Annotated in this window: 23 protein-coding genes; 5 read left to right on the top strand and 18 right to left on the bottom strand. The window is 59.6% G+C overall.

All coding sequences use genetic code 11. From position 1 onward, the window contains the following. Positions 1-5: 5 nt before the first annotated feature. The 3 genes from NXS98_RS02795 to NXS98_RS02805 form a co-directional block, all read right to left on the bottom strand. Entirely contained in the window at positions 6-887 is an 882-nt protein-coding gene (locus NXS98_RS02795; RefSeq protein WP_283846946.1) for a DUF58 domain-containing protein, read from the bottom strand. Further along, on the bottom strand, positions 884-1,873 hold the full coding sequence (locus tag NXS98_RS02800; RefSeq protein WP_425499927.1) for an AAA family ATPase: 990 nt from the start codon (positions 1,871-1,873) through the stop codon (positions 884-886). The genes NXS98_RS02795 and NXS98_RS02800 overlap by 4 nt, the downstream gene beginning before the upstream one ends. 247 nt (positions 1,874-2,120) lie before the next feature. Beyond that, positions 2,121-2,795 carry a hypothetical protein gene (locus tag NXS98_RS02805; protein ID WP_283846947.1) on the bottom strand — a complete coding sequence of 225 codons (675 nt, stop codon included), beginning with the start codon at positions 2,793-2,795 and terminating at the stop codon, positions 2,121-2,123. A gap of 392 nt (positions 2,796-3,187) precedes the next feature. Here NXS98_RS02805 and NXS98_RS02810 point away from each other — a divergent pair, with 392 nt between their 5' ends. Next, on the top strand, positions 3,188-4,831 hold the full coding sequence (locus NXS98_RS02810; protein ID WP_283846948.1) for a sigma-54-dependent Fis family transcriptional regulator: 1,644 nt from the start codon (positions 3,188-3,190) through the stop codon (positions 4,829-4,831). 74 nt (positions 4,832-4,905) lie between these two features. Here the strand turns inward: NXS98_RS02810 and NXS98_RS02815 are convergent, their stop codons facing one another. The 4 genes from NXS98_RS02815 to murB form a co-directional block, all read right to left on the bottom strand. Then, positions 4,906-5,523 carry a YceI family protein gene (locus NXS98_RS02815; protein ID WP_283846949.1) on the bottom strand — a complete coding sequence of 206 codons (618 nt, stop codon included), beginning with the start codon at positions 5,521-5,523 and terminating at the stop codon, positions 4,906-4,908. Between the two features lie 51 nt (positions 5,524-5,574). Next, positions 5,575-6,954, bottom strand: a complete 1,380-nt coding sequence (locus tag NXS98_RS02820; RefSeq protein ID WP_283846950.1) for a Gfo/Idh/MocA family protein — start codon at positions 6,952-6,954, stop codon at positions 5,575-5,577. 150 nt (positions 6,955-7,104) lie between these two features. Further along, complete coding sequence (locus tag NXS98_RS02825; RefSeq protein ID WP_283846951.1) at positions 7,105-9,627, bottom strand: ATP-dependent Clp protease ATP-binding subunit; 2,523 nt, start codon at positions 9,625-9,627, stop codon at positions 7,105-7,107. Positions 9,628-9,858: 231 nt separating this feature from the next. Next, positions 9,859-10,899 carry a UDP-N-acetylmuramate dehydrogenase gene (gene murB, locus NXS98_RS02830; RefSeq protein ID WP_283848115.1) on the bottom strand — a complete coding sequence of 347 codons (1,041 nt, stop codon included), beginning with the start codon at positions 10,897-10,899 and terminating at the stop codon, positions 9,859-9,861. A gap of 92 nt (positions 10,900-10,991) precedes the next feature. Between murB and NXS98_RS02835 the strand changes: the two genes are divergently transcribed. The 3 genes from NXS98_RS02835 (at position 10,992) to NXS98_RS02845 (ending at position 13,913) form a co-directional block, all read left to right on the top strand. Then, entirely contained in the window at positions 10,992-11,753 is a 762-nt protein-coding gene (locus NXS98_RS02835; protein ID WP_283846952.1) for a 2-phosphosulfolactate phosphatase, read from the top strand. A 71-nt stretch (positions 11,754-11,824) separates the two neighbouring features. Further along, complete coding sequence (locus NXS98_RS02840) at positions 11,825-13,126, top strand: Gfo/Idh/MocA family protein (RefSeq protein ID WP_283846953.1); 1,302 nt, start codon at positions 11,825-11,827, stop codon at positions 13,124-13,126. A 397-nt stretch (positions 13,127-13,523) separates the two neighbouring features. Beyond that, positions 13,524-13,913: a response regulator transcription factor gene (locus tag NXS98_RS02845; protein WP_283846954.1), complete on the top strand. Its 390-nt coding sequence runs from the start codon at positions 13,524-13,526 to the stop codon at positions 13,911-13,913. A gap of 51 nt (positions 13,914-13,964) precedes the next feature. Here NXS98_RS02845 and NXS98_RS02850 read toward each other — a convergent pair whose 3' ends face one another. The 5 genes from NXS98_RS02850 to NXS98_RS02870 form a co-directional block, all read right to left on the bottom strand. Further along, on the bottom strand, positions 13,965-14,249 hold the full coding sequence (locus NXS98_RS02850; RefSeq protein WP_283846955.1) for a hypothetical protein: 285 nt from the start codon (positions 14,247-14,249) through the stop codon (positions 13,965-13,967). Continuing rightward, a complete protein-coding gene (locus tag NXS98_RS02855) occupies positions 14,246-14,695 on the bottom strand; it encodes a tetratricopeptide repeat protein (protein WP_283846956.1) in 450 nt (149 codons plus the stop codon). The genes NXS98_RS02850 and NXS98_RS02855 overlap by 4 nt, the downstream gene beginning before the upstream one ends. Before the next feature lie 6 nt (positions 14,696-14,701). Then, entirely contained in the window at positions 14,702-15,586 is an 885-nt protein-coding gene (locus NXS98_RS02860; protein ID WP_283846957.1) for a rhomboid family protein, read from the bottom strand. Positions 15,587-15,685: 99 nt separating this feature from the next. Then, entirely contained in the window at positions 15,686-16,663 is a 978-nt protein-coding gene (locus NXS98_RS02865) for a DUF481 domain-containing protein (protein ID WP_283846958.1), read from the bottom strand. Next, positions 16,641-17,498 (bottom strand): hypothetical protein, encoded by an 858-nt coding sequence (locus NXS98_RS02870; RefSeq protein ID WP_283846959.1) that lies wholly within the window; start codon positions 17,496-17,498, stop codon positions 16,641-16,643. Before NXS98_RS02870 ends, NXS98_RS02865 begins: the two co-directional genes overlap by 23 nt. 135 nt (positions 17,499-17,633) lie before the next feature. Here NXS98_RS02870 and NXS98_RS02875 point away from each other — a divergent pair, with 135 nt between their 5' ends. Continuing rightward, positions 17,634-18,662, top strand: coding sequence for a DUF4388 domain-containing protein (locus NXS98_RS02875; RefSeq protein WP_283846960.1), 1,029 nt, complete (start codon positions 17,634-17,636; stop codon positions 18,660-18,662). Between the two features lie 499 nt (positions 18,663-19,161). Here the strand turns inward: NXS98_RS02875 and NXS98_RS02880 are convergent, their stop codons facing one another. The 6 genes from NXS98_RS02880 to NXS98_RS02905 all read right to left on the bottom strand — a co-directional run bounded on the left by NXS98_RS02880 (position 19,162) and on the right by NXS98_RS02905 (position 24,771). Next, positions 19,162-19,557, bottom strand: a complete 396-nt coding sequence (locus NXS98_RS02880; protein ID WP_283846961.1) for a RidA family protein — start codon at positions 19,555-19,557, stop codon at positions 19,162-19,164. A 9-nt stretch (positions 19,558-19,566) separates the two neighbouring features. Then, on the bottom strand, positions 19,567-19,767 hold the full coding sequence (gene iscX, locus NXS98_RS02885; RefSeq protein WP_283846962.1) for a Fe-S cluster assembly protein IscX: 201 nt from the start codon (positions 19,765-19,767) through the stop codon (positions 19,567-19,569). Between the two features lie 47 nt (positions 19,768-19,814). Continuing rightward, positions 19,815-21,218: an enolase C-terminal domain-like protein gene (locus tag NXS98_RS02890; RefSeq protein WP_283846963.1), complete on the bottom strand. Its 1,404-nt coding sequence runs from the start codon at positions 21,216-21,218 to the stop codon at positions 19,815-19,817. A 46-nt stretch (positions 21,219-21,264) separates the two neighbouring features. Continuing rightward, a complete protein-coding gene (locus tag NXS98_RS02895; RefSeq protein WP_283846964.1) occupies positions 21,265-21,711 on the bottom strand; it encodes an ACT domain-containing protein in 447 nt (148 codons plus the stop codon). A 14-nt stretch (positions 21,712-21,725) separates the two neighbouring features. Further along, positions 21,726-23,051, bottom strand: coding sequence for a phenylacetate--CoA ligase family protein (locus NXS98_RS02900; protein ID WP_283846965.1), 1,326 nt, complete (start codon positions 23,049-23,051; stop codon positions 21,726-21,728). A gap of 211 nt (positions 23,052-23,262) precedes the next feature. Next, positions 23,263-24,771 (bottom strand): hypothetical protein, encoded by a 1,509-nt coding sequence (locus NXS98_RS02905; RefSeq protein ID WP_283846966.1) that lies wholly within the window; start codon positions 24,769-24,771, stop codon positions 23,263-23,265. Between the last annotated feature and the right edge of the window lie 2 nt (positions 24,772-24,773).

Raw genomic sequence — 24,773 nt, forward strand, 5'->3', positions numbered from 1 at the left:
TTTCATCAGGGATGCATGCGATGGTAACGGGTGTGGAAAAAGCGCGTCAGCGACCGCAAATAGGGGCGGTCTGTCTCGACTTCAATGGCATCCAGCCCGGCGCGCCGCAAGTGCTCGCGAGTGCGCTCGCGCAGTCGCAGCGCGTTCTGGGCAAACCCGGCGCGGGTCTCCGGGTCCGCGGTGTTCATTTCCACCACTTCCCCCGTTTCGGCATCCTCAAAGACCACCCACCCAATGTCGGGCAGCTCCCGCTCCACCGGGTCCATGATGGGGACGGCAATTAAATCGTGTTTGCGCCCCACCACCTTCAAGGCGCGCTCGTAATCCTGATCCATGAAATCGGAGATCAGGAAAATGACCGCCTTGCGCGAGTGGGCATGAAAAACCCGGTTGAGCGCGGCAGCAATATTGGTGCGCGCGCTTTTGGGTTGATAGGTGAGGATGAGATCAATCATGGCCAGCACATGCTGGCGGCCTTTGCGCGGGCTGAGGTACCGCTCCGTGCGGTCCGTGAACAAGAGCAGCCCCACCTTGTCATTGTTCAGAATGGCGCTGAAGGCCAGCACGGCGGCCAGCTCGGCAGCGGTTTCCCGCTTGCTCTGATGCGTGGAGCCCAGATTGCCGCTGGCGCTCACATCCACCACCAGCAACACCGTCAGCTCGCGTTCCTCAATGTATTTTTTGATATGCACCACCCCCGTGCGCGCCGTCACATTCCAGTCAATGCGGCGTACCTCATCGCCGGCCTCATAGGGGCGGACTTCGTCAAAGTCCATGCCGCGGCCTTTGAAGACCGACCGGTACTGCCCCGCCATGAGGTTTTCCACCAACAGGGTGGTGCGCAATTCAATGCGGCGGATTTTGCGCAGCCATTCGCGCGGAATCATGGCACGGGGATGTTGTCCAGCAGATGCTGCACAATATGCTCGCTGGTGACTTCATCGGCTTCCGCCTCGAAGGTGGTGATGACCCGGTGACGCAACACGTCCATGGCAATGGACTTCACATCCTGCGGCGTCACGTATCCGCGGCCATTGAGAAACGCCACCGCGCGCGCCGCCAGGTTCAAATAAATGGTGGCGCGCGGCGAGCCGCCAAAACGAATCTTGCCCGCCAGCGGCGGGGCAAATTTGGCCGGCTGGCGCGTCGCGAACACCAGGCGGATGATGTATTCGGTGATCTGATCGTCCACGTGGATTTGATCCACCAGCTTGCGCATCTCCAGGATTTTCTCCGGCTCAATCACCGGGGCCAGCGGCGGCAGGCGGTAGGTTTTGGCCGCCAGATGCATGATTTTCTTTTCCTCCTCCTCGTTGGGATAGGTGACCACCACCTTGAGCATGAAGCGGTCCACCTGCGCTTCCGGCAGGGCATACGTGCCTTCCTGCTCAATCGGGTTTTGCGTGGCCATCACCAGGAAGGGCGAGGGCAGGGGATGGGAGGTCTCCCCAATGGTCACCTGCCGCTCCTGCATGGCCTCAAGCAGGGCGCTCTGCACTTTGGCCGGGGCGCGATTGATTTCGTCGGCCAGGACGAAGTTGGCAAAGATGGGGCCTTTCTTGGTGATGTACGTGCCGTCTTTGGGCACGTAAATCAGGTTGCCAATCAAGTCGCTGGGCAGCAAATCCGGCGTGAATTGAATGCGCTGAAATTGTCCATGAATGCACTGCGCCAGGGCGGTGATGGCCGCGGTCTTGGCCAGCCCCGGCACGCCTTCCAGGAGGATGTGCCCGTTGGCCAGCAGACCCACCAGCATGCGGTCAATCATGTGCTGTTGGCCGATGATGACCTTGGCCACTTCCCGCCGGATGCCCTCAATCAACGGATGCATCCCCTGAATGATTTGATTCAAGTCTTCAATTTCAGACTTCATAATATCTTAGATTAATCCCGTCTGCCGCTGTCATGCCAATACCCCACGCCTCATGAGCGTGGTCCGCGCGGGGGACAAACTGGCGGACAGTTCACCACCCTCCGGCTTTATTGTAAAGCAACGGTTTAGTGACGAGGCAGATGCAACTTGGACTACCTGGAAGCCTGGATTATTCAAAGAAAAACCGCACACCTGGAGGACATGGTGTGCGGTTTTGCGCAACTGGAAAACCAGCAATAATCAAACCTCAGGACACACGTACGCGGGGGTGGTGGTGCGCCAAAGCCCAGTTGGCAAAATTGCGCAGCTCCCCCAGACAACGGTGAATCATGCTGGCCACCACCGGGCTGGCCATCCGGCGCACCCCGCGCGGCGCATTGGGGTCTCGCAGCGGACTCGAGGCGCATTGCAGCACCTTCTCTTCGGTGACCGATTCCACCCGGCGCAGCAGCTCCTCCGTGTCCATCTCATAAATGCCCTTGCACTTCGTAAAACCCAGCACATCCCGCAACACCAGATGCGCCGCAATATCCGACATCACCACTTCGGGCGGGCCGCTGTTGGCGTTGGGATTGGTCAGAATGGGGATGCGCATGAGTTTCACCGTGCGGCCGTCCGGAAAATGCTCCGGCTCAAAGGGGCCGGCAATGATGCGCACCTCCTTCAGGGCTTCACGAATGGCATTTTCCAGTTCGCCCAACTGCCCGGCAAACATGGCCGGCGGGAAGAAATGAATGACTCCGGTGGGGTCATAGGGATTGCTCCCGGGGGCCGGGACAAAGAACTCAGCAAATTGCTCGTCCCATGTCACCCCATGCCGGGCAAAGAAAGGATTCAGTGCGCGCACCGTCAGGTAATCGCACAACGCAAAAAGCTGATGAACATACAGCTTGTCTGCGTCATCAGCGACGGTGACTTTCATTCTCATGGCAAATGTACAGTTCATAATGTCAAACTCATTAAACCGTTTCAATCCTGCGCATCGCAACCAATGAAATTGCGACCGCAGCAACCAGTAATGCATGAATGATGCCAAAGGCTTGATTTTTATAAGTTATTGTATTTGAGTTGCTTATGTAAAAACTGGCCAGACCCAAAAACAACGATAAATCGTTACTAACGATAAATCGTTGATATGTTTTCTTTTATAACGAAAAATCGTTGATGCCGCGCTCATTGTCTGTCATCATCCTCCTCATGCCGGACTATTGCATGCTCTGTCTGCGGCGTTGAGTATCCCGCCCGATGCGACGGTGAGCAGCATAGACAGAGCGCTGCGATTTAGCCGGGCAGGTGAGCCGGCCATTAAACCTTATGCACACCTTAAAACTCAGCGCGGATTACCGCCCCGAATTTGACTCCCTCCGGGAGCGGCTCCTGGAGCTGGCGCAAATTCGCTCGGTGGACCAGTTGATGCGGCGGGTGGTCACTTTGTTGGCTGAGCGCCCCCATGTGGCATTGGCCCGGATTTGGCTGGTGGATAAGGGGGATCGCTGCGTCCACTGCCGATGGCGGCAGGAATGTCCCAATCCCAGCCGTTGCCTGCATCTGGTGGCGAGTGCCGGGCGGCCCTACGCGGACCAAACGGATTGGTCGCGCCTGAGTGGAGAGTACCAACGCATCCCGCTGGGCGTAGGCAAAATTGGCCAAATTGGGGAAACAGGCCGCGCCCTGGTGGTGAAAGATTTGGCGGAAGACGCGGGTTGGCTGGAGCGTCCAGAATGGGCGATTATCGAGGGCATCCACGGTTTCAACGGCCAGCCGGTGTTGCATCACGACCAAGTGCTGGGGGTCCTGGCGATTTTCACCCGCATCCCCACACCGGAGCTGGGGCCGGCCTGGCTGCGCATCTTTGCGGACCAGATTGCCGTGGCGCTGGCCAATGCGCGGGCCTTCGAGGAAATCGAGCGGCTGCGGGCACAGTTGGAATTGGAGAACACGTACCTGCAGGAGGAGTTGCGCGAAGCGCGGAGTTTCGGCGAGCTGGTGGGCCAGAGTCGTGCTTTGCGGGGGGTGTTGCGGCGCATTGAATTGGTGGCCCCCACCGAAGCCACCGTGTTGATTTTGGGGGAATCCGGCACCGGGAAGGAATTGGTGGCGCGAGAGATTCACCGGCGGAGCCGCCGGGCGGCGCGTCCCTTGATTCGCGTCAACTGTGCGGCGGTGCCTCGGGAACTGTTTGAGAGTGAATTTTTTGGCCATGCCCGGGGTGCCTTCACCGGGGCCTTGAAGGACCGGGCCGGGCGCTTTGAGGCGGCCGATGGCGGCACGCTGCTTTTGGATGAGGTGGGCGAGATTCCGCTGGAGTTGCAGGGCAAGTTTCTGCGGGTGCTGCAGGAGGGACAATATGAGCGTTTGGGGGAGGACCGCACCCGGACGGTGGATGTGCGCATTCTGGCCGCCACCAATCGCAATTTGGAGGCGGAAGTGGCTGCCGGGCGGTTTCGGGCGGATTTATTTTACCGGCTGAATGTGTTTCCCATTCACGTGCCGCCGTTGCGGGAGCGACTCGAGGACATCCCGCTGCTGGCGGCTCATTTTCTGCGGCTGGCCGCGAAACGGTTGGGCGTTGCCGAGCCGCCTTTGAGCGCGGCCGACGTGATGCGGCTGCAGAGTTATGAATGGCCGGGCAACGTGCGGGAATTGCAAAACGTCATCGAGCGCGCGGTGATTCTGGCCCGTGGAGGGCGAATGCATCTGGATTTGCCTGCAATCGGCACGCAGGAAGAGACCGAGGCCGTGGCCCCGCCAGCTCCCGCGCCCAGCCTGCGGCCGGGCAAAATCCTGACCGAGGCCCAAATGCGCGAATACGAGCGGGAAAACTTGGTGGCGGCATTGGAGGCCGCCGGCTGGCGGGTTCATGGGCCGCGCGGGGCGGCGGCCTTGCTGGGAATCAAGCCGACCACCCTGGCTTCCCGGATGCAAAAGCTGGGGCTGCGTCGTCCGCGGCGAACGTAAAAATGAAAACCGCGATGGCCTTGTCGCCATCGCGGTTGCAAGAGCAAATTGCGGAGCCGGAGTTAATCCTCTTGCTACTCCTTCCGCTCCTTGAGCATCCACTCCACCGCCACTTTCACTTCATTGCCCGTTTTGATCAAACCCATGGCCAGCTTGGGTTCCGGCGGCTTGATGCCGAAATCGGTCATCTTCAGGTCCACCTTCGGGCTGACGATTTTAATTTTCTCATCATCCACCTTGGTGATGGTCACCGGCAGGTTGACTTTTTTAGTCACCCCCGAGACTGTCAGGTCGCCCGTGGACTCGCACTCCAGGCCCTTGTCCAGGCTGCCTTTGACAATCTTCAGCTCGGCCAGTTTGTACTCAATGAACTGGTATTGGTCGGCCTTCATATGCTCCTGCATCACCTCATCCATTTTCTCCTTGCCGCTCTTGAGGGAGCGGACGGTGATTTTGACCGCCACGGCCGCTTTGATGGGGCCGGCGGCGCCCTTCTGCAGGGCCGCTTTGTCCACATCAAAGTAGCCGGCGATGACGTTGCCCTCGACGGTCCAGTCATGGATGTTGGAAGTGCCATCAATGGTGACCTTGCTGCCAGGGGTGCTGGTGAAGCGGGTCAGGGTTTGCGCCGAGACCGTGAGCGCTGCGACCAGAGCCCAGGCGGTAAGCAAGACGGTGTTAATACGTTTCATGGAGTTGTCCTTTCTAGTGGTTTGATTTTAAAGGTTGATTTGAGGTTGGGTTCACACCTGGAACCATTCTTTGCTGACAGTAATCTTCTCGCCTTTGACAATGGCCTCATTGGCCTTGATGGCCATGACCGTGGCCGCGAGGCCCTCGGACCAGTCCGCCGCCGCGAGCCAGGCCTTTTTGAGCGACTCACTGTTGCGGTATTCCTCAACGGCCTTGGTGTCCTTCAATTCGCCGCCCATCATTTCGAAGTCTTCCATCGCGGCGCTGAGGGTGTTGGTGTTGCCGATGAAGGCTTCGACGGATTTGAGCATGGAGGTGGCGAGGTAAGGCTCGTTGACGACGGCATCTTTTAAAATCTTGGTGTTGTCCATGCGCATGGACAGGCCCACTTCCTTGTACACCACGCCGTCTTCCTTCGTGCAATAGACCTCCCATCCCAGCAGCGGGGCGTCCGCCTCCTTGAACATCCAGGCGCTGTTATCGCGCAACAACACGGCGGCATCGGTGCCGTAGAGAATGCCGTAAGTGCCCTCAAAGGAGTTGGCCAGACAGAGGTCAAAGGTGAAGAAGACCTTGTTGGGGAACTCGATGACGGCCTGCACCGTGTCATAAACCTCCCGGTCATCGTTGTCCTTATTCCAGTACAACAGGCCGCCGTGGCCCTGGATGGACTTGGGCCGCATGCCCAGAAACCAGGTGATATGGTCCATGAGATGGATGCCTTCCTCTCCCACCAGACCGAGGGAGGTGTCGTTGTAAAGCCGCCAGTTCAGCTCTTTTTCGCGCTCGGGATTGGGGGCGGTCCGGCGCCAGGAGGTCTTCTGCGCCCATTGTGCGCGGGCCCGCACAAAATTGCCGGCGGCGCCGGCGCGCAAGTATTTCAAAGTGAACGGATTCTGCGGGTCGCTCCGGCGTTGCAGACCGGCCTGGAAATTGAGATGCGGACGCTTTTTGGCCGCCGCCGCTATGGCGCGGGCATCGTCCACCGTGTGCGCCAGGGGCGCCTCGCAATACACGTGTTTGTTGGCGGCCAGGGCGGCCTCAACAATCTCCCGATGCTTGTGGGTGGGGGTGGCCACAAACACCGCCTTTATGGATTTGTCCGCCAGCAGCTCCTGGTAGTTATTGTAGGACTTGGCATTGGGCGCCAGTTGCGCGGCACGTTTGACCATGGGCGCGTAGGTGTCACACACGGCCACCACCGGGGCATTGGGCAGGCGGCTCAGCGCAGTGAGAATTTCCCGTCCTTGGGTGCCCAGACCAATCACCCCACACGGCACGGGTGGCTTCTTGGATTTGGGGGCTTCCTGCCCCGCCGGGGCGTCGGCCGCCATCAGGCGCACGCCCCCCATCAGCGCTGCCACCGTGGCAAAGGAGGTCCCGCGCAGAAAGTCGCGCCGGTTATAACTCGACTCGCGATTGGCATTCATAACTTCAAATTCATTCATATCCATTCATCCTACCAAGGGCCGTGGGGCAATTGCCACAACATTATTTTAACTTCTACCGATTAGACAAAAAAAGGCTTCCGCTTATTCATGCGGAAGCCTTGGGTCTGTCAATTCCATGCGGCGCGGCGCTCACGCCAGGGCGCCGGGATTGCCGGCGGCGGGCGCGGTTTGCGAGAAGTGCAGCTTATCATCCTGCACGGTTACCTGAATCGGCTCCCCATCGTGGAAAGAGCCTTTCAGGATTTCCTCGGCCAGCGGGTCTTCCAGGTAACGCTCCACGGCGCGGCGCATGGGACGGGCGCCGTATTGGGGGTCATATCCCTTCTCGACCAGGAAGTCCTTGGCTTTCTCGTCCAGGCGCAGCACAAAATTGCGGTGTTTCAGGCGCTCGCAGACCTTGTTGATTTCCAAGTCCAAAATGGCAATCAGGTCCGGCTTGGTCAGCGAACGGAAGACAATAATGTCATCCAGACGATTGAGAAATTCCGGGCGGAAGAGGCGCTTGGCCTCGTCCATGATTTTTTCCCGCATTTTCTCGTAACTGGTTTCGTCGCTGATGGGCGAAAACCCCAGCGTGGAATTCTTGCGGATGGTTTCGGCCCCGACATTCGAGGTGAGCAACACGATGGTGTTGCGGAAGTTGACCACCCGCCCGACGCTGTCGGTGAGCTTGCCCTCCTCCAGGATTTGGAGGAGCATGTTCATCACATCGGGATGGGCCTTTTCAATCTCATCAAACAACACCACTGAATACGGCCGGCGGCGGACCTGCTCGGTGAGCTGGCCGCCCTCCTCATAGCCGACATACCCCGGCGGCGAGCCGACCAGGCGCGACACGGTGAACTTTTCCATGTACTCGCTCATGTCGAGCTGAATCAGCGCCTTGGCGTCGCCAAACATGGATTCGGCCAGCGTTTTGGCCAGCAGGGTCTTGCCCACGCCGGTGGGCCCCAGCAGGGCAAAGGTCCCGATGGGCCGTTTGGGGTCCTTGAGCGAAGCCCGCGAGCGGCGCAACGCCTTGCACACGGCCGCCACGGCTTCCCGCTGCCCAATGACCACCTTGGACATTTCCTCCTCCATGTGCAACAGCCGTTGGGCTTCTCCCTCCTCCATGCGGCGGAGGGGGATGCCGGTCCAGCGGCTGACCACCTGCAGGATGTCGTCTTCGTCCACTTTGACCCGTTTTTCCTCGCGGTTGGCCCGCCAGACGGTGAGGATGGCCTCGAGCTTTTCCTTGGCCTGTTTTTCCTGGTCGCGGAAGTGTGCGGCGCCCTCGTAATCCTGTTGTTTGATGGCGGCCTCTTTTTGCGTCTTGATTTTTTCAATCTCGGCTTCGAGATCCTTGACCTGCGGCGGCCGGGTCATGGCGGCTATGCGCGCCCGCGCCCCGGCCTCGTCCATCAGGTCAATGGCCTTGTCTGGCAGGAACCGGTCCGTGATATAGCGGGCCGAAAGTTTCACCGCTGCCTCAATGGCGGCATCGGTGATTTCCGCCTTGTGATGCTCCTCATATTTCGGGCGCAGGCCCTTGAGGATTTGAATGGCATCCTCGATGGACGGTTCCTCCACTTTGACACTTTGAAAACGGCGCTCCAGGGCGGCGTCCTTCTCGATGTATTTCCGGTACTCGTTGAGCGTGGTGGCGCCGATGCACTGCATCTCGCCGCGGCTCAGGGCCGGCTTGATGATGTTGGAGGCATCCATCGTACCCTCCGCGGAGCCGGCCCCCACGATGGTGTGCAGCTCATCAATGAACAAAATAACATTCTTGGAGCGGCGGATTTCATCCATCACCGCCTTGATACGCTCCTCAAACTGCCCGCGGTATTTGGTGCCCGCCACCATGAGGGCGAGGTCCAGGGTAATGACCCGTTTGTCGCGCAGCAATTCAGGCACGTTGCCCCGCGCAATTTCCTGCGCCAAACCTTCCACGATGGCGGTCTTGCCCACCCCGGCTTCGCCAAGCAACACCGGGTTGTTTTTGGTGCGGCGGCAGAGGATTTGCGTGACTCGCTCAATCTCCGCCTTGCGGCCAATCACGGGGTCCAATTCCCCCCGCCGCGCAATTTCCGTCAAATCGCGGCCAAACGCCTTCAGGGCAGGGGTCTTGACTTCGCCTTTTTTCTCTCCGGGACCGGGCGCGGCAGGGCCGGGGCCTTTTTCCTGAGCTTCGCCCGGCATGGATTCCTCCTGCCCCTGGAAATCCGGATTCAACTCTTTGAGAATTTCCTGGCGGGTTTGCTCCAGGTCCACGTCCAGATTTTTAAGGACGCGCGCCGCCACCCCGTCCCCTTCGCGCAGCAACCCCAGCAAGATATGCTCGGTGCCCACGTAGGTGTGATTCAGGGCCTTGGCCTCCTTGCTGGCGAGCGCCAGCACTTTCTTGACCCGCGGCGTGTAGGGGATGTTGCCCACCACCTTCTGGTCCGGGCCGGTGCCGACCAGTTTTTCCACCTCCATGCGCAGGGTCTCCAGGTCCAGCCCCATGCGCTGCAGCACGTTCACCGCCACGCCCTGCCCCAGTTTGATGAGGCCAAGCAACAGGTGCTCGGTCCCCACAAAATTGTGGTTGAACCGGTCGGCTTCTTTGCGCGCGAGCGCCAGCACTTGCTGGGCGCGCGGCGTAAAATTGCTCATTGATTCATCTGCCATAACTCATCCATAAAATGTGGCTCATTCGCTGGTTTGTCCAGCGCCTAAAGGAGCTTTGGGGAGATTTCCGCCTGCTTCCCTTTAGTTGCCACCATTTGGGCAGCCTGCGCCCGGCAGCAAGCCGGCCACGGCCAACCCGCCTTAACATCCTATGAGTTGCTCAAAAAATCAATAGGCTCTTCTCACGGAGCGCGCATTTTCAAAGTAAAATTGCCGGCCAGCAGCCAACGGTCAGGCCGGTGGCCGCTCCCAATCGCCCAGGGGCTCAACTTCCCATTCAATGGCCAGCCCGGTTGCCTCGCGCACCCGCCGGGCGGCTTCGTGTGCGAGCTGCGCGATGTCCGCGGCGGTCCCGCCTTCATTAATTAAGACCAGGGCCTGCCGCTCATGGAAACGCACCTTGCCCCACCCCCAGCCGCGCAGGCCGCAGATTTTGTCCAGGATATAACCCAGTGGCACCTTGATGCGGCCATCGGCCTCTGCGTAGCCGGGCAACTCGGGATACCGGCGGCGCAGTTGTTGAAAATCCTCAGGGTCCAGCCGCAGATTTTTGAAGAAAGAACCGGCGGTTCCCACCTTCTGCCAATCAGGCAGCTTGGCCTGGCGGATGTGGATGACGGTTTGGCGCACCTCCGCCAGCGTGGGCTTGGGGCTGGTCAGGCGCGCGCGCAATTCGGGGTAATCCAGCCGGGGCGGAGCGCCGCGTTGGAGGAGAAAACTGGCCCGCACCACCGCCCACTCACGACCAGCCGGGGTTTTGAAAAAGCTGTGGCGATACTGCATCTGGCAGTCGGCCAGGGAAAATCGGGCCAGCTTGCCGTCCCTGCGGTTCATGGCCTCCACCCATTCCAGGGTGTCTTTTATTTCCGCGCCATAAGCGCCGATGTTGCCTGCCACCGCCCCGCCCAAGGTGCCGGGAATTAAGGCCATGGTTTCCCACCCCGCCAGGTTGCGCTCCACCGCTTCCGCCACCAGCGCATCCCATTCCTCCCCGGCTTCGGCGATGACGCGGACATACGCGCCGCCAACATCGGCAAAAGTTGCTCCCCGGCTGGCCATGTGCACAACGACGCCGGGAAAACCATGGTCACTGGCCAGAACATTGCTGCCGCCCCCCAGCACGAACAGGGGAAGGCTGGCGTCGGCCGCCCAGGCGGCCGCTTCGCGCAACTCCGCCTCCCCGGCCACCTCCACCCAATAACGCGCCGGACCGCCCACCCGCAAAGTGGTGTGGCGGCTGAGCGGCTCGTTTTCCCGGATGTTCAACGCCATGGGATTCACACGCTAGTGAGACTGCCCAGCAGTGGCAAGCCCGCAGAACAGCATGGACAGGGCCGCAACGGCCTCATTAAGCTCCGCCCTGCATGATGGAATATTTGGATGCCACCTTCAGTCCGGCCGATTTCTCCGCCTTGCGGGAACGGAACCTTTCCGACACGGCCTGCGTGGTGTTTGACGTGTTGCGGGCCACTTCGAGCATGCTGACGGCGCTGGCCCATGGTGCGGCGGCTGTGGTGCCGGTGGAGGATATTCCCCAGGCAATGGCCTGGCGGCAGGCGCATCCGGAGGTCTTGCTTGCCGGGGAGCGTGACGGCCTGCGCATTCATGCCGGACTGACGGGCGGCGTGGAGTTTGATTTGGGCAATTCACCGCGGGAATACACACCCGAGTGCGTGGCGGGGCGCGTCATTGTCACCACCACCACCAATGGCACCCGCGCCTTGCGGGCCTGTGCCGGGGCTCCCTTGATTTTGGTGGGCGCGTTTCTCAATCTGCAGGCCGTGGCCCGGGAATTGCGCCGCCAGAATTATCCCCGCGTGCTGCTGGTGTGCGGGGGAACGTTTGAGGAAATGGCGCTGGAAGATGTCCTGGCCGCCGGTGGGTTGGCGGAACTCCTGCTCCAGGAGGCCCCCAAAGCCACACTAAGCGATGCCGTGCAAATTGCCTTGCAGCTCTACCGGCAACATCACCAGGACCTGGCGGCGGCCATGCGCCTGGCGCGCAATGGACGCAAGTTGCTTGCCCATCCGGAATTATGCGGGGACGTGGCGGCATGTCTGCAGGTCAATCAACTGGATTTGGTGGCCGCGATGGACGCCGATGGCATGGTGCGCCGGCTGGTGTAGCTCCTTCAATTCGGTTGATTTTTCTTGGATTGGATGACGGATGCAGTAGGGTTGGTGACGTAAGCACTACTATGAAAACCGCACGCACATTAAGCCGTCGCTCCTTCCTGCGCACCAGCGCCGCCACCACCGCCGCCGCCACCCTGGCGGCCCTGGACCTTTCCCGTTTTGCCCATGCCGCCGGCAGCGACCTTATCAAGGTGGGCATGATTGGTTGTGGGGGACGCAACAGCGGAGCTGCCTTGCAGGCATTGAATGCCGACAAAGGGGCGCGCCTGGTGGCCATGCATGATTATTTTCTGGACCGTGTCCACAACAAACGCGAAGTGCTCAAGGCGCAAAAACCTGAACAGGTGCAGGTGGATGATGACCATTGTTTCAGCGGGTTTGACGGGTATAAAAAGGTGATTGAAGCCTCCGATGTGGTGCTGATTGCCAATGCGGCCAAGTTTCATCCCGTGCAAACGCTGGCGGCCATCCAGGCCGGCAAGCATGTGTTCACGGAAAAGCCGCATGGGATTGACCCGGCAGGCGTCAAGATGATGCAAGCCGCCGCCAATCTGGCCAGGGAGAAGAAGCTCTGCCTGGTTTCCGGCCTGCACAGCCGTTACCACGCCGGTTATGAAGAGACGGTGAAACGCATTCATGATGGGGCCATTGGCGACATTGTATCCATCGAGGAAAATTTCCTGCGCGCGCCTTATGGATTGGGTGACCGCAACCCCAAACATTCCGAACTCGAATGGCAGATTAGCATCCAATACCGCTTTGTCTGGTTGAGCGGCGATGACGTGGTGCAATCCCTGGTGCACAACCTGGACCGGGCCAGTTGGTGCATGAAGGAAGCCGCTCCACTGCGCTGCCACGGCATGGGGGGGCGCTCGACGATGGTGGAGGGCAAATACGGCAACGTGTTTGACCACCACGCTGTAGTGTATCTATTCCCCAACAACATCCGTTTGTATGCCTTCTGCCGCACCACCACCTTCTGTTACGACGAATACTCAAGCCTGGTCTTCGGCACCAAGGGCCGGGCCAACATCATGAGCTGCCGCATCAGCGGAGAAACCAACTGGCGCTGGGAAGGCCAGTGCGACCCCTATCAGGTTGAACATGACCGCCTCTTTGCGGCGATTCGCGCCGGGGAACCCATTAACAACGGCGATTATATGTGCCGGAGCACCATGATTGCGGTCATGGGCCAAATTTCCTGTTACACCGGCAAAGAGGTGACCTGGGAGCAAATCAACGCCTCCAACTTCGCTTATCCGCCACTGGCCGAGGAGTGCAAAGACGGCATGGACGCGCCGGTCAAACCCGGGCCGGATGGCAGTTACCCCGTGTATATCCCCGGCAAAACTCAGCTTATCTGAGCCGCGCATTCTGCCGCAGCCGCATCTTGTTGGATTGTCGGGTGTTTACCCGACAAATGGACGGTAAAGGGACGACAAGGTTTTCGGGTATTACCCCCCTTCATCGAAGCGCGCTTTTTCCGTCAATATGGGTATGAAAACAAAAATCATGCGCGCTTTGTCCATCGAGATTGGACCGGACAGTTACCCCCGATGGCCGGTGCCGGTGGTGCGGACCCCTGCGGCGCCGGTGTGGTTGGCGGAGCACGAATCCCGGCCGGAATGCTTGGGATTTCCCCATCCCCAACCAGCCCACTGCACCCACGGTATGCTGATTGCCTCGGGCGCAGTCCATTGCCGGTCCTTACCGCTCATTTGCCATTATATGTCGGCGGCTCCGGTGCTCCCGGTGTGAGCCATGATGGATACCACGGATACCTTGCGGGTGGTGCTGTTGGAAGACAGCGCCCCCATCCGCCATCGCTTGAAAAAGCTGCTGGCGGAGCATGCCCATGTCCGGGTGGTGGCCGACACCTCCTCCGTGCAGGAGGCGTTGCAGGCTTTGGCGGAGACGGCCCCCGACGTGGTCATTGTGGATATTGATTTGCCGGATGGCACAGGCATGGACCTCTTGCGCCACGTGTACCACCACCGCCTGCGCATCGTGTCCATCGTGCTGACCAATTACGATACGCCCGAATTCCGGCTGTGTTGCAAGGCCTTGGGCGCAAGTCATTACCTGGTCAAGTCCGAGGAATTTGACCAGGTGCCGGAGGTATTACGGCAGTTGCAAATGGCCAGAGGCTGAACCCACCTGCCCGCGGAGGGCCTGCCAGCATTATTCGCCTTTGCCGAATGTCTATTTCTTACTTTGCTGGCGGACTTTTTCTTTCTTTTCCTCCAGCTCGGCAAGCAGGGCTTTGCGCTCGCTGGCCAGTTGTTTCTCCAGGGCATCCATGGCCTCCCAATCCCCCTTGGCGCGGGCCTGAGCGAGCTTGCCCTGAATGAAGATTTCACGGTCGGCTATTTTGGCTTTGTACTCCGCGTCTAATTCCGCCAGGCGCGCTTTCTGTTCCGCGGTGAGCGGGGTGAGCGGAGCGGTCTTGTTCAGCCGCTCCATGGCCAGTTCGTACGCAGTTTTCATGATTTTTTCTTCCAAGGCATGTCCGGCACTTTGACACTCGTTTTCACAGGCGGAGGCGGTGGCGCCTGGGCCATTTTCAATTCCGCATCGTCTCCCGGAGCACTCCCCGCCGCCGGTGGAGGAGCCATGTTGCCGCGCCACGAGGCAATCCGCGCCTGCAGTCCATGATGCTCCGCCTTTTGTTTGTCCCCCGCCCGCATGTAAAAAAGGCTCAAATTGGTGTGTACCAATTGTTCATTGGGGCGCATTTTTTCAGCCTTGTGCCCCTCTTCGATAGCTCTGGCGAAGTCCCCCTTGCGGCAATAAGCCATCCCCAGAGAAAGCTGGGCGTCAAAATGCTGGGGGTCTTCTGCCAGAATAGTGTTCAACTTGGCAATGCAGGCATCCCAGTCCCCCATGCTGAAATCGAACATGGCCTCGTCGTATAATTCCTGCAAATTTGCCATAGTTGTTTATCGTGAAATGCGTTTGCGGGCAGCTTCCAAAATGCGCCGTTCTTCGGCCGTCAAACTGTGGATGCCTTGTGCGGAAATTTTGTCCAGAATCGGGTCAATATCCTCCCCGCTCAATGACTCTGATGCCACCGGACCCCGTGGCGAGACCGTTTTTGCTTTTCGCCGCGGCAACCAGTCCCGGGGGTCCGGCAGGCGATTCCACAAGCCGCCGTATTCCAGGTGAAAACCTAATTTAATCAGGCCCATGCCCGTCAGCAGCCCTCCCAGGTGGGCGGCATGCGCCACGCCGGGGTCCGTGGGCACCACTGTAAAGAACAGGGCAATGGCCAAAGCCCCATAAAGCAGATGGCTGGCCTGCACGGGGATGAGGAAAAACAGGAGAATGCGCGCCCGCGGCTCCAACATGCAAAAAACGGCCAGCAGGGCGCACACCCCGGCCGAAGAGCCGTACACTTCCCCCGCCGGTTGCAACAGCCGGTCGTAATGCCCCCCGGCAAACCAGTCCGGCCAGAAAAATCCCAATAATACTTGCAGGAATCCCCCCAAAATGCCGCCGGCAAAGAAAATGGTGAGAAACTTCTTCCAGCCCAGATAGGACTCCACCACCCGGCCGAAAAAGTAAATGCCCAGCAAATTAAACAACAGGTGAAACAGCCCGACATGCAAGAACATGTAGGTCACGGGCTGCCACAAGTACCATTGCCGGATGCCGTCCGGACTGAGAGCAAGGTAAAAGTAGTAGTCCGGTTTGCGGATGAAGGCGGCATTGATGTGTTGCAAAGCGAAACACGCCACCATCACCGCCATCAGGATGGTGCTGGCCCGCCAGACCCGGAAACCCGAGTCCTCTGAATCCTGCATATAAGCTCGGTCGCTCAACATGCTTTTATGAAGTTACGCAAAACAGGCGGGAATTCAACGGGCTTTTTCGCGACACCCCCACCGGGGTCGGAGGTTTGCCCCGTTGATGGAGCGGCACCATCAAAAGGTTACACCCAAAGTCGTGCGCAATTGGAGGTCGTTGCGCGATACGCCGGCGGCTGGCGTCCGGTCGTAAACGTCCAACACGCTGAAGTTCAGACTCAACCGTTTGTGGAAAAAATAACGCAGACTCATTTCCGCCCGCACTCGAAAGTCATCCAGTGGGGAAAAACGCGGGTAAAAGTCCACCGATTCTTCCAGGCGCAATTGTTCAGCAATCTGCCATTGCATGGTTTGGGCCAGACGCACAGAGAAATTATCCCGGCGGGTGCCGTCGCTGCGGCGTTCATTTTCATAAGAACCGCCCGCCTCCAAATCCAGCACCAGATTGGTCTGCATGAGCAAATGGTAGCCGAGACCGGGGCCAACCTGGTAGCGCAGGTCAATTTTGCGGACCTCATCGAACAATGCATCCAGGTAGTTATAAACAAAGACGCGCTTGCTTAAATCAAAGTCCGTTTTCAGGCTGCCTTCCACCCGGTTGGCGTTCAGAGTGCCGTCCGTCTTGCCGTAGGCGTAATGCAAGTCCGCCAGCGAGCGAAAACGCCCCTGAACATAGCCCACCTTCAGCCGGCTGTGGTAGAGGGCGCTGTCGCGCTCGCCACGGCGCAAATCCACCCCCACCTGCCAGTCGCCGCGCCAGGGGGACGGCTTCTTGGGCTGAATGGTGCCCTGGTTGGTGGCCACGACCGCCGGCGTTTCCGTCAAGGTCCCCCCGGCCGCGGATGAGGGAGGCGTCGCCACCAGACGCTTCTGAATGGCGGTGAGGTCCACCGTCAGGGCCGGATTCCAGGCATTGCTTAAAATGAGACGCTGGTCGTTTTCTTCCACCACCACTCCGCTAATCCGGTCGCCGTTTTTTAATTGCAACACCAGCGTTTCACCCCTGCTCGCTGCCCCCAGACCAAGGGTGGCGCCTCCGAGGCTCAGTGTCAGGACGGCAATCTTGAACAGATTAGTTATTCGGAGACGCAACATTAGGGGTGGCAGTGGCATTGGTATTCGCAGGGGAGGACGGCTCGGGCGGGGGCAAATCCGTCGCAGAAGGGCGGCGCTGGCCGCCACTAACGAAAACCTTCCCATCCGCATCCGCCCGCAAATGGGGGCGGCTGGTGGTCACTTCATAGGTCTCACGCAGCCCCAGCCGGCCGGAGGGATTGACCACCACGTAATTAAAGGTGCGCGCACCGTTCTGGTGCAGGATATGCAAATTGCTGTAACGGTCTATCTGGCGCTCAGGACGGCCAAACGAAACCAGCGCGCCCACCGGAAAAGTCGCGTAGATTTTGTCAGTGGCCGGATCGCTGACCCGCACATAGAGGCGCAACTGCTTCACCGTATTGGCTTGCAAGAGGGTGTACTTGCGCACCTCGGGCGCGCGATGGGTGGCGGGAGTGAGGCCATCGGCTGGCATGCCAAATTCCTGCTCCCAAAGCACCGTGCCACGGATGATGGTAAAGCTCGTGGTGCCGCTGGAGACCGGCTCGGCCCAGCCGGGCACCTTCAACGAAGCGGCCACCAGGTAGTTGCCCAGTTTGTCCAGGCGAAAGGCAGGCTCCAAGTCCAGCCGCACCCGCCCCAACTGGGCCGATTCCAGGCGGAAAGGGCCGGGCAATGCGAGCTTGCCGGGTTGCGCCACAGGGGCACCGTTGCGCATTTCCACGGCAAACGTCAACCAGTCGGGTTCTTTGCCCAGCTCCACCGGCTGGCCGGATTGATTGCTGATTTCCACAATCATGACCACTGGCTCGCCCAGCAGGTATTGCTCCTGCGCAGAACGCAGCTCCACCGTCACCTGAGCGGGCAGTGCCACGCTTAGGCATCCAAGGAGGAAAATCCACCGTATGAATCGCACACCCGCATAGTACCCTTGCCCCACAGCGGGTGCCAAGTGACAAAAGAGCTTTTTCAAAGGCGGGCAATTGCGTTAATATCCGTGGCAGGCTGCATGAAAACCTCACGTCATGTTGGCGGCGGCAAATCGGAGCAGGCCAGCCGGCGAACTTCCCGGCCAGGCGAAACAGGCCGGTTATCGTTGCTCTGGCTTTCCGGACCCTGCACGGGCGAGGAGGTGGTTCTGCCGATTGACCGGCCAACCATTTGCGGACGCAGCCGCGAGGCGGACCTGCGCATTGAAGATGATTTGGTTTCGCGCCGGCACACCAAAATTGTCCATAAGGAAGGCCAGTATCTGGTGGAGGACTTGGGCTCCAAAAACGGCACTTTTCTTAACGGTGAAAAGTTGACCGGCCCAGCCGCCTTGAAGCCGGGCGATTACCTGCGCATCGGCGAGGCCACTTTTCATGTGGTCGTGCCCTGTGTGGTGGGGGAGCAGGCCCGGTCCTGGTGGGAGCAGACCCAGCGCACCATGGTCACCATGGCGCATCCGTCGCCGCAACAGGCAGCGGCGGCTCCCAAGATTAGCGGGTCACTGACAGAAGTGCCCTTGATGGATTTGTTGCAACTGCTCTCCAACAGCATGAAAACCGGCTGCGTGACCCTGCGCCAGGATGCTCAGCGGGCCGACATCTGGTTGCGGCAGGGGCAAATCTATTATGCCAGTCTCAACCAGCAACCCGCGCCCCGGCCCGAAAAAACACTCATGCGCATCCTGCGCTGGTCGGCCGGCACGTTCACGTTCACGCCAGGCACGGAGCAAACGGCGCCCGTCGAAATCACCGAACCTACCGGCTCGGTCCTGCTGGAGGGTGCGCGGCAGGCTGATGAAATTTCCGCTTTTGACGAATTACTCCCTCCCTTGACCGCCCGATTGCAGCTCGCTTTCCCCCTGCCACATCCCTTGCGTCAATGCACTCCCGAGGAATTGGATGTGTTGCAACTGGTCCTGGAGCATGGAGTGCTCGAAAAGGTTCTGGATGCTTTTCCCGGCTCGGATTTGGATGCCCTCCAGATTTTGGTCCCGATGTTGCAAAAGAAATTAATCACCCACGCCGTAGATTCTCCGCCGCCCCAATAAGAAACCAGGTGCCGGCAGGCCGGCCGAAAATGTCCAGTCAGGGCGGAAAATAGCTGCCTTTGATGGGCAAAGTGGCTTTTAGGCGACCGAAAGAGAAAAACTGAAAATGATGCAGGTATAAAAAAACCGGGCGGCACAGTCAGGGGATGACCGTCGCCGCCCGGGGAATTTCGAACCAATACACGCAGGTTTTAGGGGATACTCGGCAGCGGTTGTATCAGGCCTCTGCCGAAATCTGTTCGGACTGTCAAAGAGCAATTTTCGCTAACCAGTCCGCAAATCTGGTCGCTGCGTGCGATCCAATTTCCCCGATGCTTTTCGCATCGGACGCTCGTAAGAAACCACACCTTGATGGGGGTGTCAAGCGTGAAATTAAAAGTATTAATTTAACTTAGTTAATAAAATCGAGCTATCAGTATATCTTATATTTTGAAAGTCCTGTCCATGACCGCCGCAACCGCATGTTCTCGACCGCATCGGCCGGCCAGACCTCCCTCTTTCAGGCGCTCTCCGGATATTGCGCAAGGACCTCGATTTCTACCAGCGCCCCGCGGGGCAGGGCGGCCACCTGCACGGTGGAGCGTGCCGGCGGCTCCTGCGGGAAATACTCGGCATAGACTTCGTTCATGGCGGCAAACTCACCGAGATTGACCATGAAAACGGTGCTCTTCACCACGTGCCGAAAGTCGAGTCCCTGGTCACCCAGGAGCAGGCGGATATTTTCCAGGACGCGGCGGGTTTGCTCCCGGATGCCCCCAGCCACCAATTGGCCGGTGGCCGGGTCCAAAGGGATTTGCCCCGAGCAAAACAGAAATTGGCCGGCGCGCACTGCATGGCTGTAGGGACCCACCGGAGCGGGTGCACTGGCGGGACGAATAATTTGTTTGGAACTCATAAGGGCCGGCTATTTGCGTTCTTCGTACCAGGCCATTTGGATGTTCTCGAGGACCTTTTCATTGGAGGCATTCGGGTCGTCGCCAAAATCCTCCAGTTCAATCACCATTTTGTGAAGTTTGGGAAAGCTGAGTTTAAGCGGGTCCTGGTCAGGATATTTATCCATGAGCGCCCAGGCGATTTCTTCGTGGTCTTTCCAAGTTAATTTCATAATCACTTTGTCGGCCTTTCAAGGAATAGAGGCAATGCGGGCCATTGTCAAATGCCGCACTCGCAGGCGGGGGGCGGCAGGGTGCGCTGGATTTCCGCCAGGCGGTAACCAAAGCCCGGCCCCTGCACCGTGGACCAGTCCACGCGGCCCAGACGCCGCTGGTAGAGGCCGGGATGCACGGCGGCTTCGGGAAGGGAGGCGGCAGGGTAAAATTGCATGGCATTGGTTTCCACTCCGGCGATGGTGCCCACGTGGGCGGCGAGCTGCACGTGCGGGATTTGCGCCAGCATGGGGTTGGTGAGGTCCTGCACCATGAGTTGCAAGCCATGCGTTCTGGCCCAGCAGGCGCTCAGGATTGCGCCGGTTTGCGTTTTGCATGTCTTCAGCGCCACACCATTCCAGCCCAGCGAGCGCCCCAGGCGGACAAGTTTCCAGTCGTGCGCGCTTTCGTCCAGAAACAGCGGTTTGCGGGCGGCCACGCTGTGGACATCCAGCCGGTGCGCTTCCAAGTCATAAGGAAAGGGTTGCTCCACGTACAACAACAAATCAAACAGCGCGGGATGCTCGGCGCGCAGGCGATCCAGGATTTCGTTGACGTAGGCGGGATCGGTGACGGTGCAGTTGAAGTCGGCCGACAAATGCGCCACCCCGTGCTGGCAGGCCAGTTCCCCCACCCGCACCAGCCGCTGGTAATCCCACGCGGCATCGTTGCCGCGCAGCTTGATTTTCAGACATTGCAACCCGTCGCGCTGAATCCAATCCGCCAGCAGCACAGGATAACCGTCCTGCGGGTCGTCCTCTGTCAATTCCGCGGGGTCCAGTTTGTCCAGGCCGCCCACCAGGTGCCACGCCAGCAGTGAACGCGGCGGAGCCGGTGTCAAAAAATCGGCCGGATACCGGCCGCGAAACGTCGCGGGGGCGAGGTCTTCCGCCGGCTCCAGAAAATGGGCCAGGTCCCGGTTCAGGAAATCGGCGGTGTAAAGATGATACACCGGCTTCTGCAGCAGGCAGCCGAAGGCATCATGGACGGCCAGGTCAAAGGCAGAGCAGGCCACGAGCGCCGCCAGCCAGGGCATGGGTTCGCTTTGCCCTTCGTTGTGGAGGGCCAGGAGCGAGGGCAGGATTTGCGCCTGGAAATCATGGCCAATTTCCAGCGGATGCCCCCACGCATCGAAGTCGGCCCACGCGGCGGCCAGCCGCACGCAGAAGTTTTTCAGTTGATGATGGCGCCCAGCATAGGGCATGGCGCTGGGCCAGACCCATTGGACACTGAGCGGAGTTTCGCCCCAGCCTTCGGCGCGGCGCCCGCATCGGTCCATGACCCGCACCTTCACCCGCACGCACGTGACGCTGGTCAGCGTTTCCGGGCCAAACTTGAGCGGCACGCGCGTGTGCACCGGCAGCCAGTACACCGCAGCGCCCACCACGCGAATGTCGGTTGCCTTGGGCATAAGCATGCGCCGGGAGAGCGGGCGCGCCCCGCTTCGGCGCGGCTCCTCAGGCTTGGCCGTTGGCGCGGCGGAAGATTTCGATTTGATCCACCACGTTGATCCGGTGTTGCTGTAATGTGGTTACCGCGCGATCCGGATCGTCAAAACGAAAGACCAGCACGCCTTTGTCCTCTTTTTTCAGCGTGAAGGCGTACATGTATTCCACATTAATGCCGGTGCCTTCCAGCACCCCCAGCACTTCCGCCAGCCCGCCCGGTTTGTCCGGCACTTCAATGGCCACCACATCGGTGACCTTGACCACGAAACCATTTTTTTCGAGCAGCTCGCGGGCCCTTTCCCAGTCGCGCAGGATGAGCCGCAGGATGCCGAAGTTCTGGGTGTCGGCAATGGACAGCGTGGTGATGTTCAGGCCCTCGGCGGCGAGCACCCGCATGGGAGCGCTGAGCGCCCCGGGCTTGTTTTCCAGGAAGAGGGAGAGTTGTTTGATTTTCATGGGGACAGCGAGTTTTACATTTTCCGTTGGTCAATGACCCGTTTGGCTTTGCCTTCGCTGCGCTGGAGGGTGCGCGGGGTCACCAGCCGCACCCGGGCCCGCAGCCCCACCGTGCTTTCAATGGCATGAGCCAGGCGTTCCTGCAAGTTCTCCAGCGCGCCAATGGTGTCGCTGAACACCTCGGCGGTGACCTCGACCTGCACTTCCATTTCGTCCAGGCCTTTTTCGCGGGTGAGGATGATCTGGTAATGGGGCAGGGTGCCTTCCACGCTGAGCAGGGCCGCCTCGATTTGCGAGGGATAAACATTGACCCCGCGGATGATGAACATGTCGTCGCTGCGGCGGGAGATGCGCTTGATGCGGCGCAGGGTGCGCCCGCAGGCGCACGGCTCGCTGGTCAGGGCGGTGATGTCGCGCGTGCGATACCGGATCATGGGCATGGCTTGTTTGGCCAGCGTGGTGAGCACCAGCTCGCCCTCCTGTTCATCGCCCAACACCTCGCCCGTCTGCGGGTCTATGATTTCCGGATAAAAGTAGTCCTCGAAAATGTGCGGGCCGCACTGGCATTGGCATTCCATCGCCACCCCGGGTCCCACAATTTCCGACAGGCCGTAAATATCGTAGGCCTTGATGCCGCTTTCCTGCTGGATGCGCTGGCGCATGTTTTCCGTCCACGGCTCCGCTCCAAAGATGCCCGCGCGCAGGGGCAGCTCGCGCAGGTCAATGCCCATCTCGGCGGCCTGGTCAAGAATATGGAGGAAATAACTCGGTGTGCAGCAGATTACCGTCACGCCAAAGTCTTTCATCACCATCAATTGGCGCTGGGTGTTGCCGCCGCTGATGGGGATGACGGTGGCCCCCAGCCGCTCCGCGCCGTAATGGGCGCCCAATCCCCCCGTGAACAGGCCATAGCCGTAGGCGTTCTGAATGATGTCGCCCTCATGCACGCCGCAGGCGGCAAAACTGCGCACCATGGCATTGGTCCATACTTCAATGTCCGCAGCGTTGTAAGCCACGACGATGGGTTTGCCCGTTGTGCCGCTGGAGGCGTGCAGCCGCACGATTTCACTCATGGGACTGGCAAACAGCCCGAACGGGTAGGTGTCGCGCAAATCTGTTTTGACCATGAAGGGCAGTTTGCGGATGTCCTCCAGGCTGCGCAGGTCGGCGGGTTTCAGCCCGCGTTCGTCCATGCGCTGACGGAAGAGGGGCTGGCGTTCGTAAGCGCGGTGGACAATCGCCTGCAGCCGCTGCCATTGGAGGGCGCGCAATTGGGCGGGCGGCAGGAAATCCGGGGCGCTGACCGGGTGAAACGGCGGATGATTATCGGATTTGCTCATGACTTAAGGGAAGGGACAAGACTCTTGGTGGGTAAGAGCATGGGCATTCTCGCGCAGCAGGCCTGACGCCGTTGAGCACGGCGCCTTCATGGTCTGCCTTGAGGCACAGCAGCCTTGAATCTCGCGTGAACACCGGCGGCGAGCCTAGCTTGGAAGGGGCCTTGCGGGCAACAGGAAATTAGGCATAAGCGCACAACCGACGCCAGCCCCGTCAGCGCAGGGTGTTCTGATCCTCCGGACCGATGAGAATGCCCCAGTCGCCACTGCCAAGCTTGGGGTCAGCCTGGCCTTGGTCGTCTTTTTCGTCCCAGCCGAAGGTGTAAATTTGAAGGGAATCGGGCGAGATGATTTTGTAAACGAAAGGCGAGCCGTTAAGCGCATCTTTAGGCTCGAAGGGCAGGTAATTCGGCACCAGTTCCGCAATGCTGCGCGGCCAGGCGCCTTTGGCCAGGCGATGGCGTTCGGCGGCACACGCAATCATGAGGGCATCTCCCTGCGTTTGCCAGCGCGCGGCATGGATGATGGCCTTGTTCAAGGCCGGCATCAGCAAACGACTGAAAACGCGATAGGGAGAGTTGCCGGTTTGGGACATGGCGCGGTCGAAATTAAGGGCCATGCCTTTATCCACCCGGCGGGCCTGAGGATCCACCGCCGGAATAGTGTAATCCTGGTGCATTTTCACCAGATAATAGAGGTTGTGGTAGAAAAAGCCGCGTGGCAGCACCCGCAGCGAAAACTCTCCGGTGGCGCCGGCCTCCTCGCCCAGCACTTCTTTAATTTGTCCCCGGCTAAGCTGTTCAATGGTATAGATGCCAAAATTACGTTCGGCCCGCATGCTGGTCTGGTAGGCGCTGAGGTAATCGCGTCTGGCCAGGTATTCCACCCACCAGGTGAGCTGTTGGTCATTCCAACGATGGAGACAGATGCCTTCCCGGATGGCCTCCCGCAGCATCTGGTCACACGCGATTTGGACCAGCATGCAGATTAGCAACGGGTCCTGACTCAGGGAGTCGTTGAGGAAACAGCCCAGACGCAATTCCTCAAAAGCCTTGTCGGCGTGCCCCAGATGCAGGTCCGCCATGGCCCGCAGTTGAATCACCAGCACCAGACCCTTGTAGCTCGCCAGGTGAGGTAGCAGCATGGTAAAGCCTTGTTGGTAATCCAACGGGAAATGGCATTGGGGGCGCTCCCGCATCGCTTGCAGCAGCTCCTTGATCTCCGGATCGTATTTCGCCAGGGCGGTGCGCACCACTTCTGCCGGTGAGGCATTGGAATAAGCCTGGGGGAATTGGGCATGTCCCCGGTAGTAATCGCTCCAGAGTTTCAAGCTGGTGCGGGTTTCATTGCGTTTGCGGCCAGGACCACTGGCAGATTTATCATGCTCCCAGTCTTCCAGCGCCGCCTTGGGCAATGGATTGTTACGCGACTCAACCGGCTGGCGATTGGTGGGAAACAAGCTGGCAATCAGTGGATGCATCGCAAAGTTTTTCTCTGCGGGCACGGGCGGGGCTTGAAAGGCATGCAGACTAAAATTTTCCCCCTGGGCTTCGAGTTCCGATTTAAGCTTTTGCCATTTGCGTGTGCCTCGCCAGCCCTCAAGGGTGGCTGTCAGCAGGATGAGACCAACGATCAACGCAAGGACAAAAGACAGCCCCATGAGGAACCGCAGGTACCACGGGCGGCGACTGCCACCCCCAACCATGAAAGTGTCAATACTCATAA

Source organism: Fontisphaera persica (genome assembly GCF_024832785.1).
Classification (GTDB): domain Bacteria; phylum Verrucomicrobiota; class Verrucomicrobiia; order Limisphaerales; family Fontisphaeraceae; genus Fontisphaera; species Fontisphaera persica.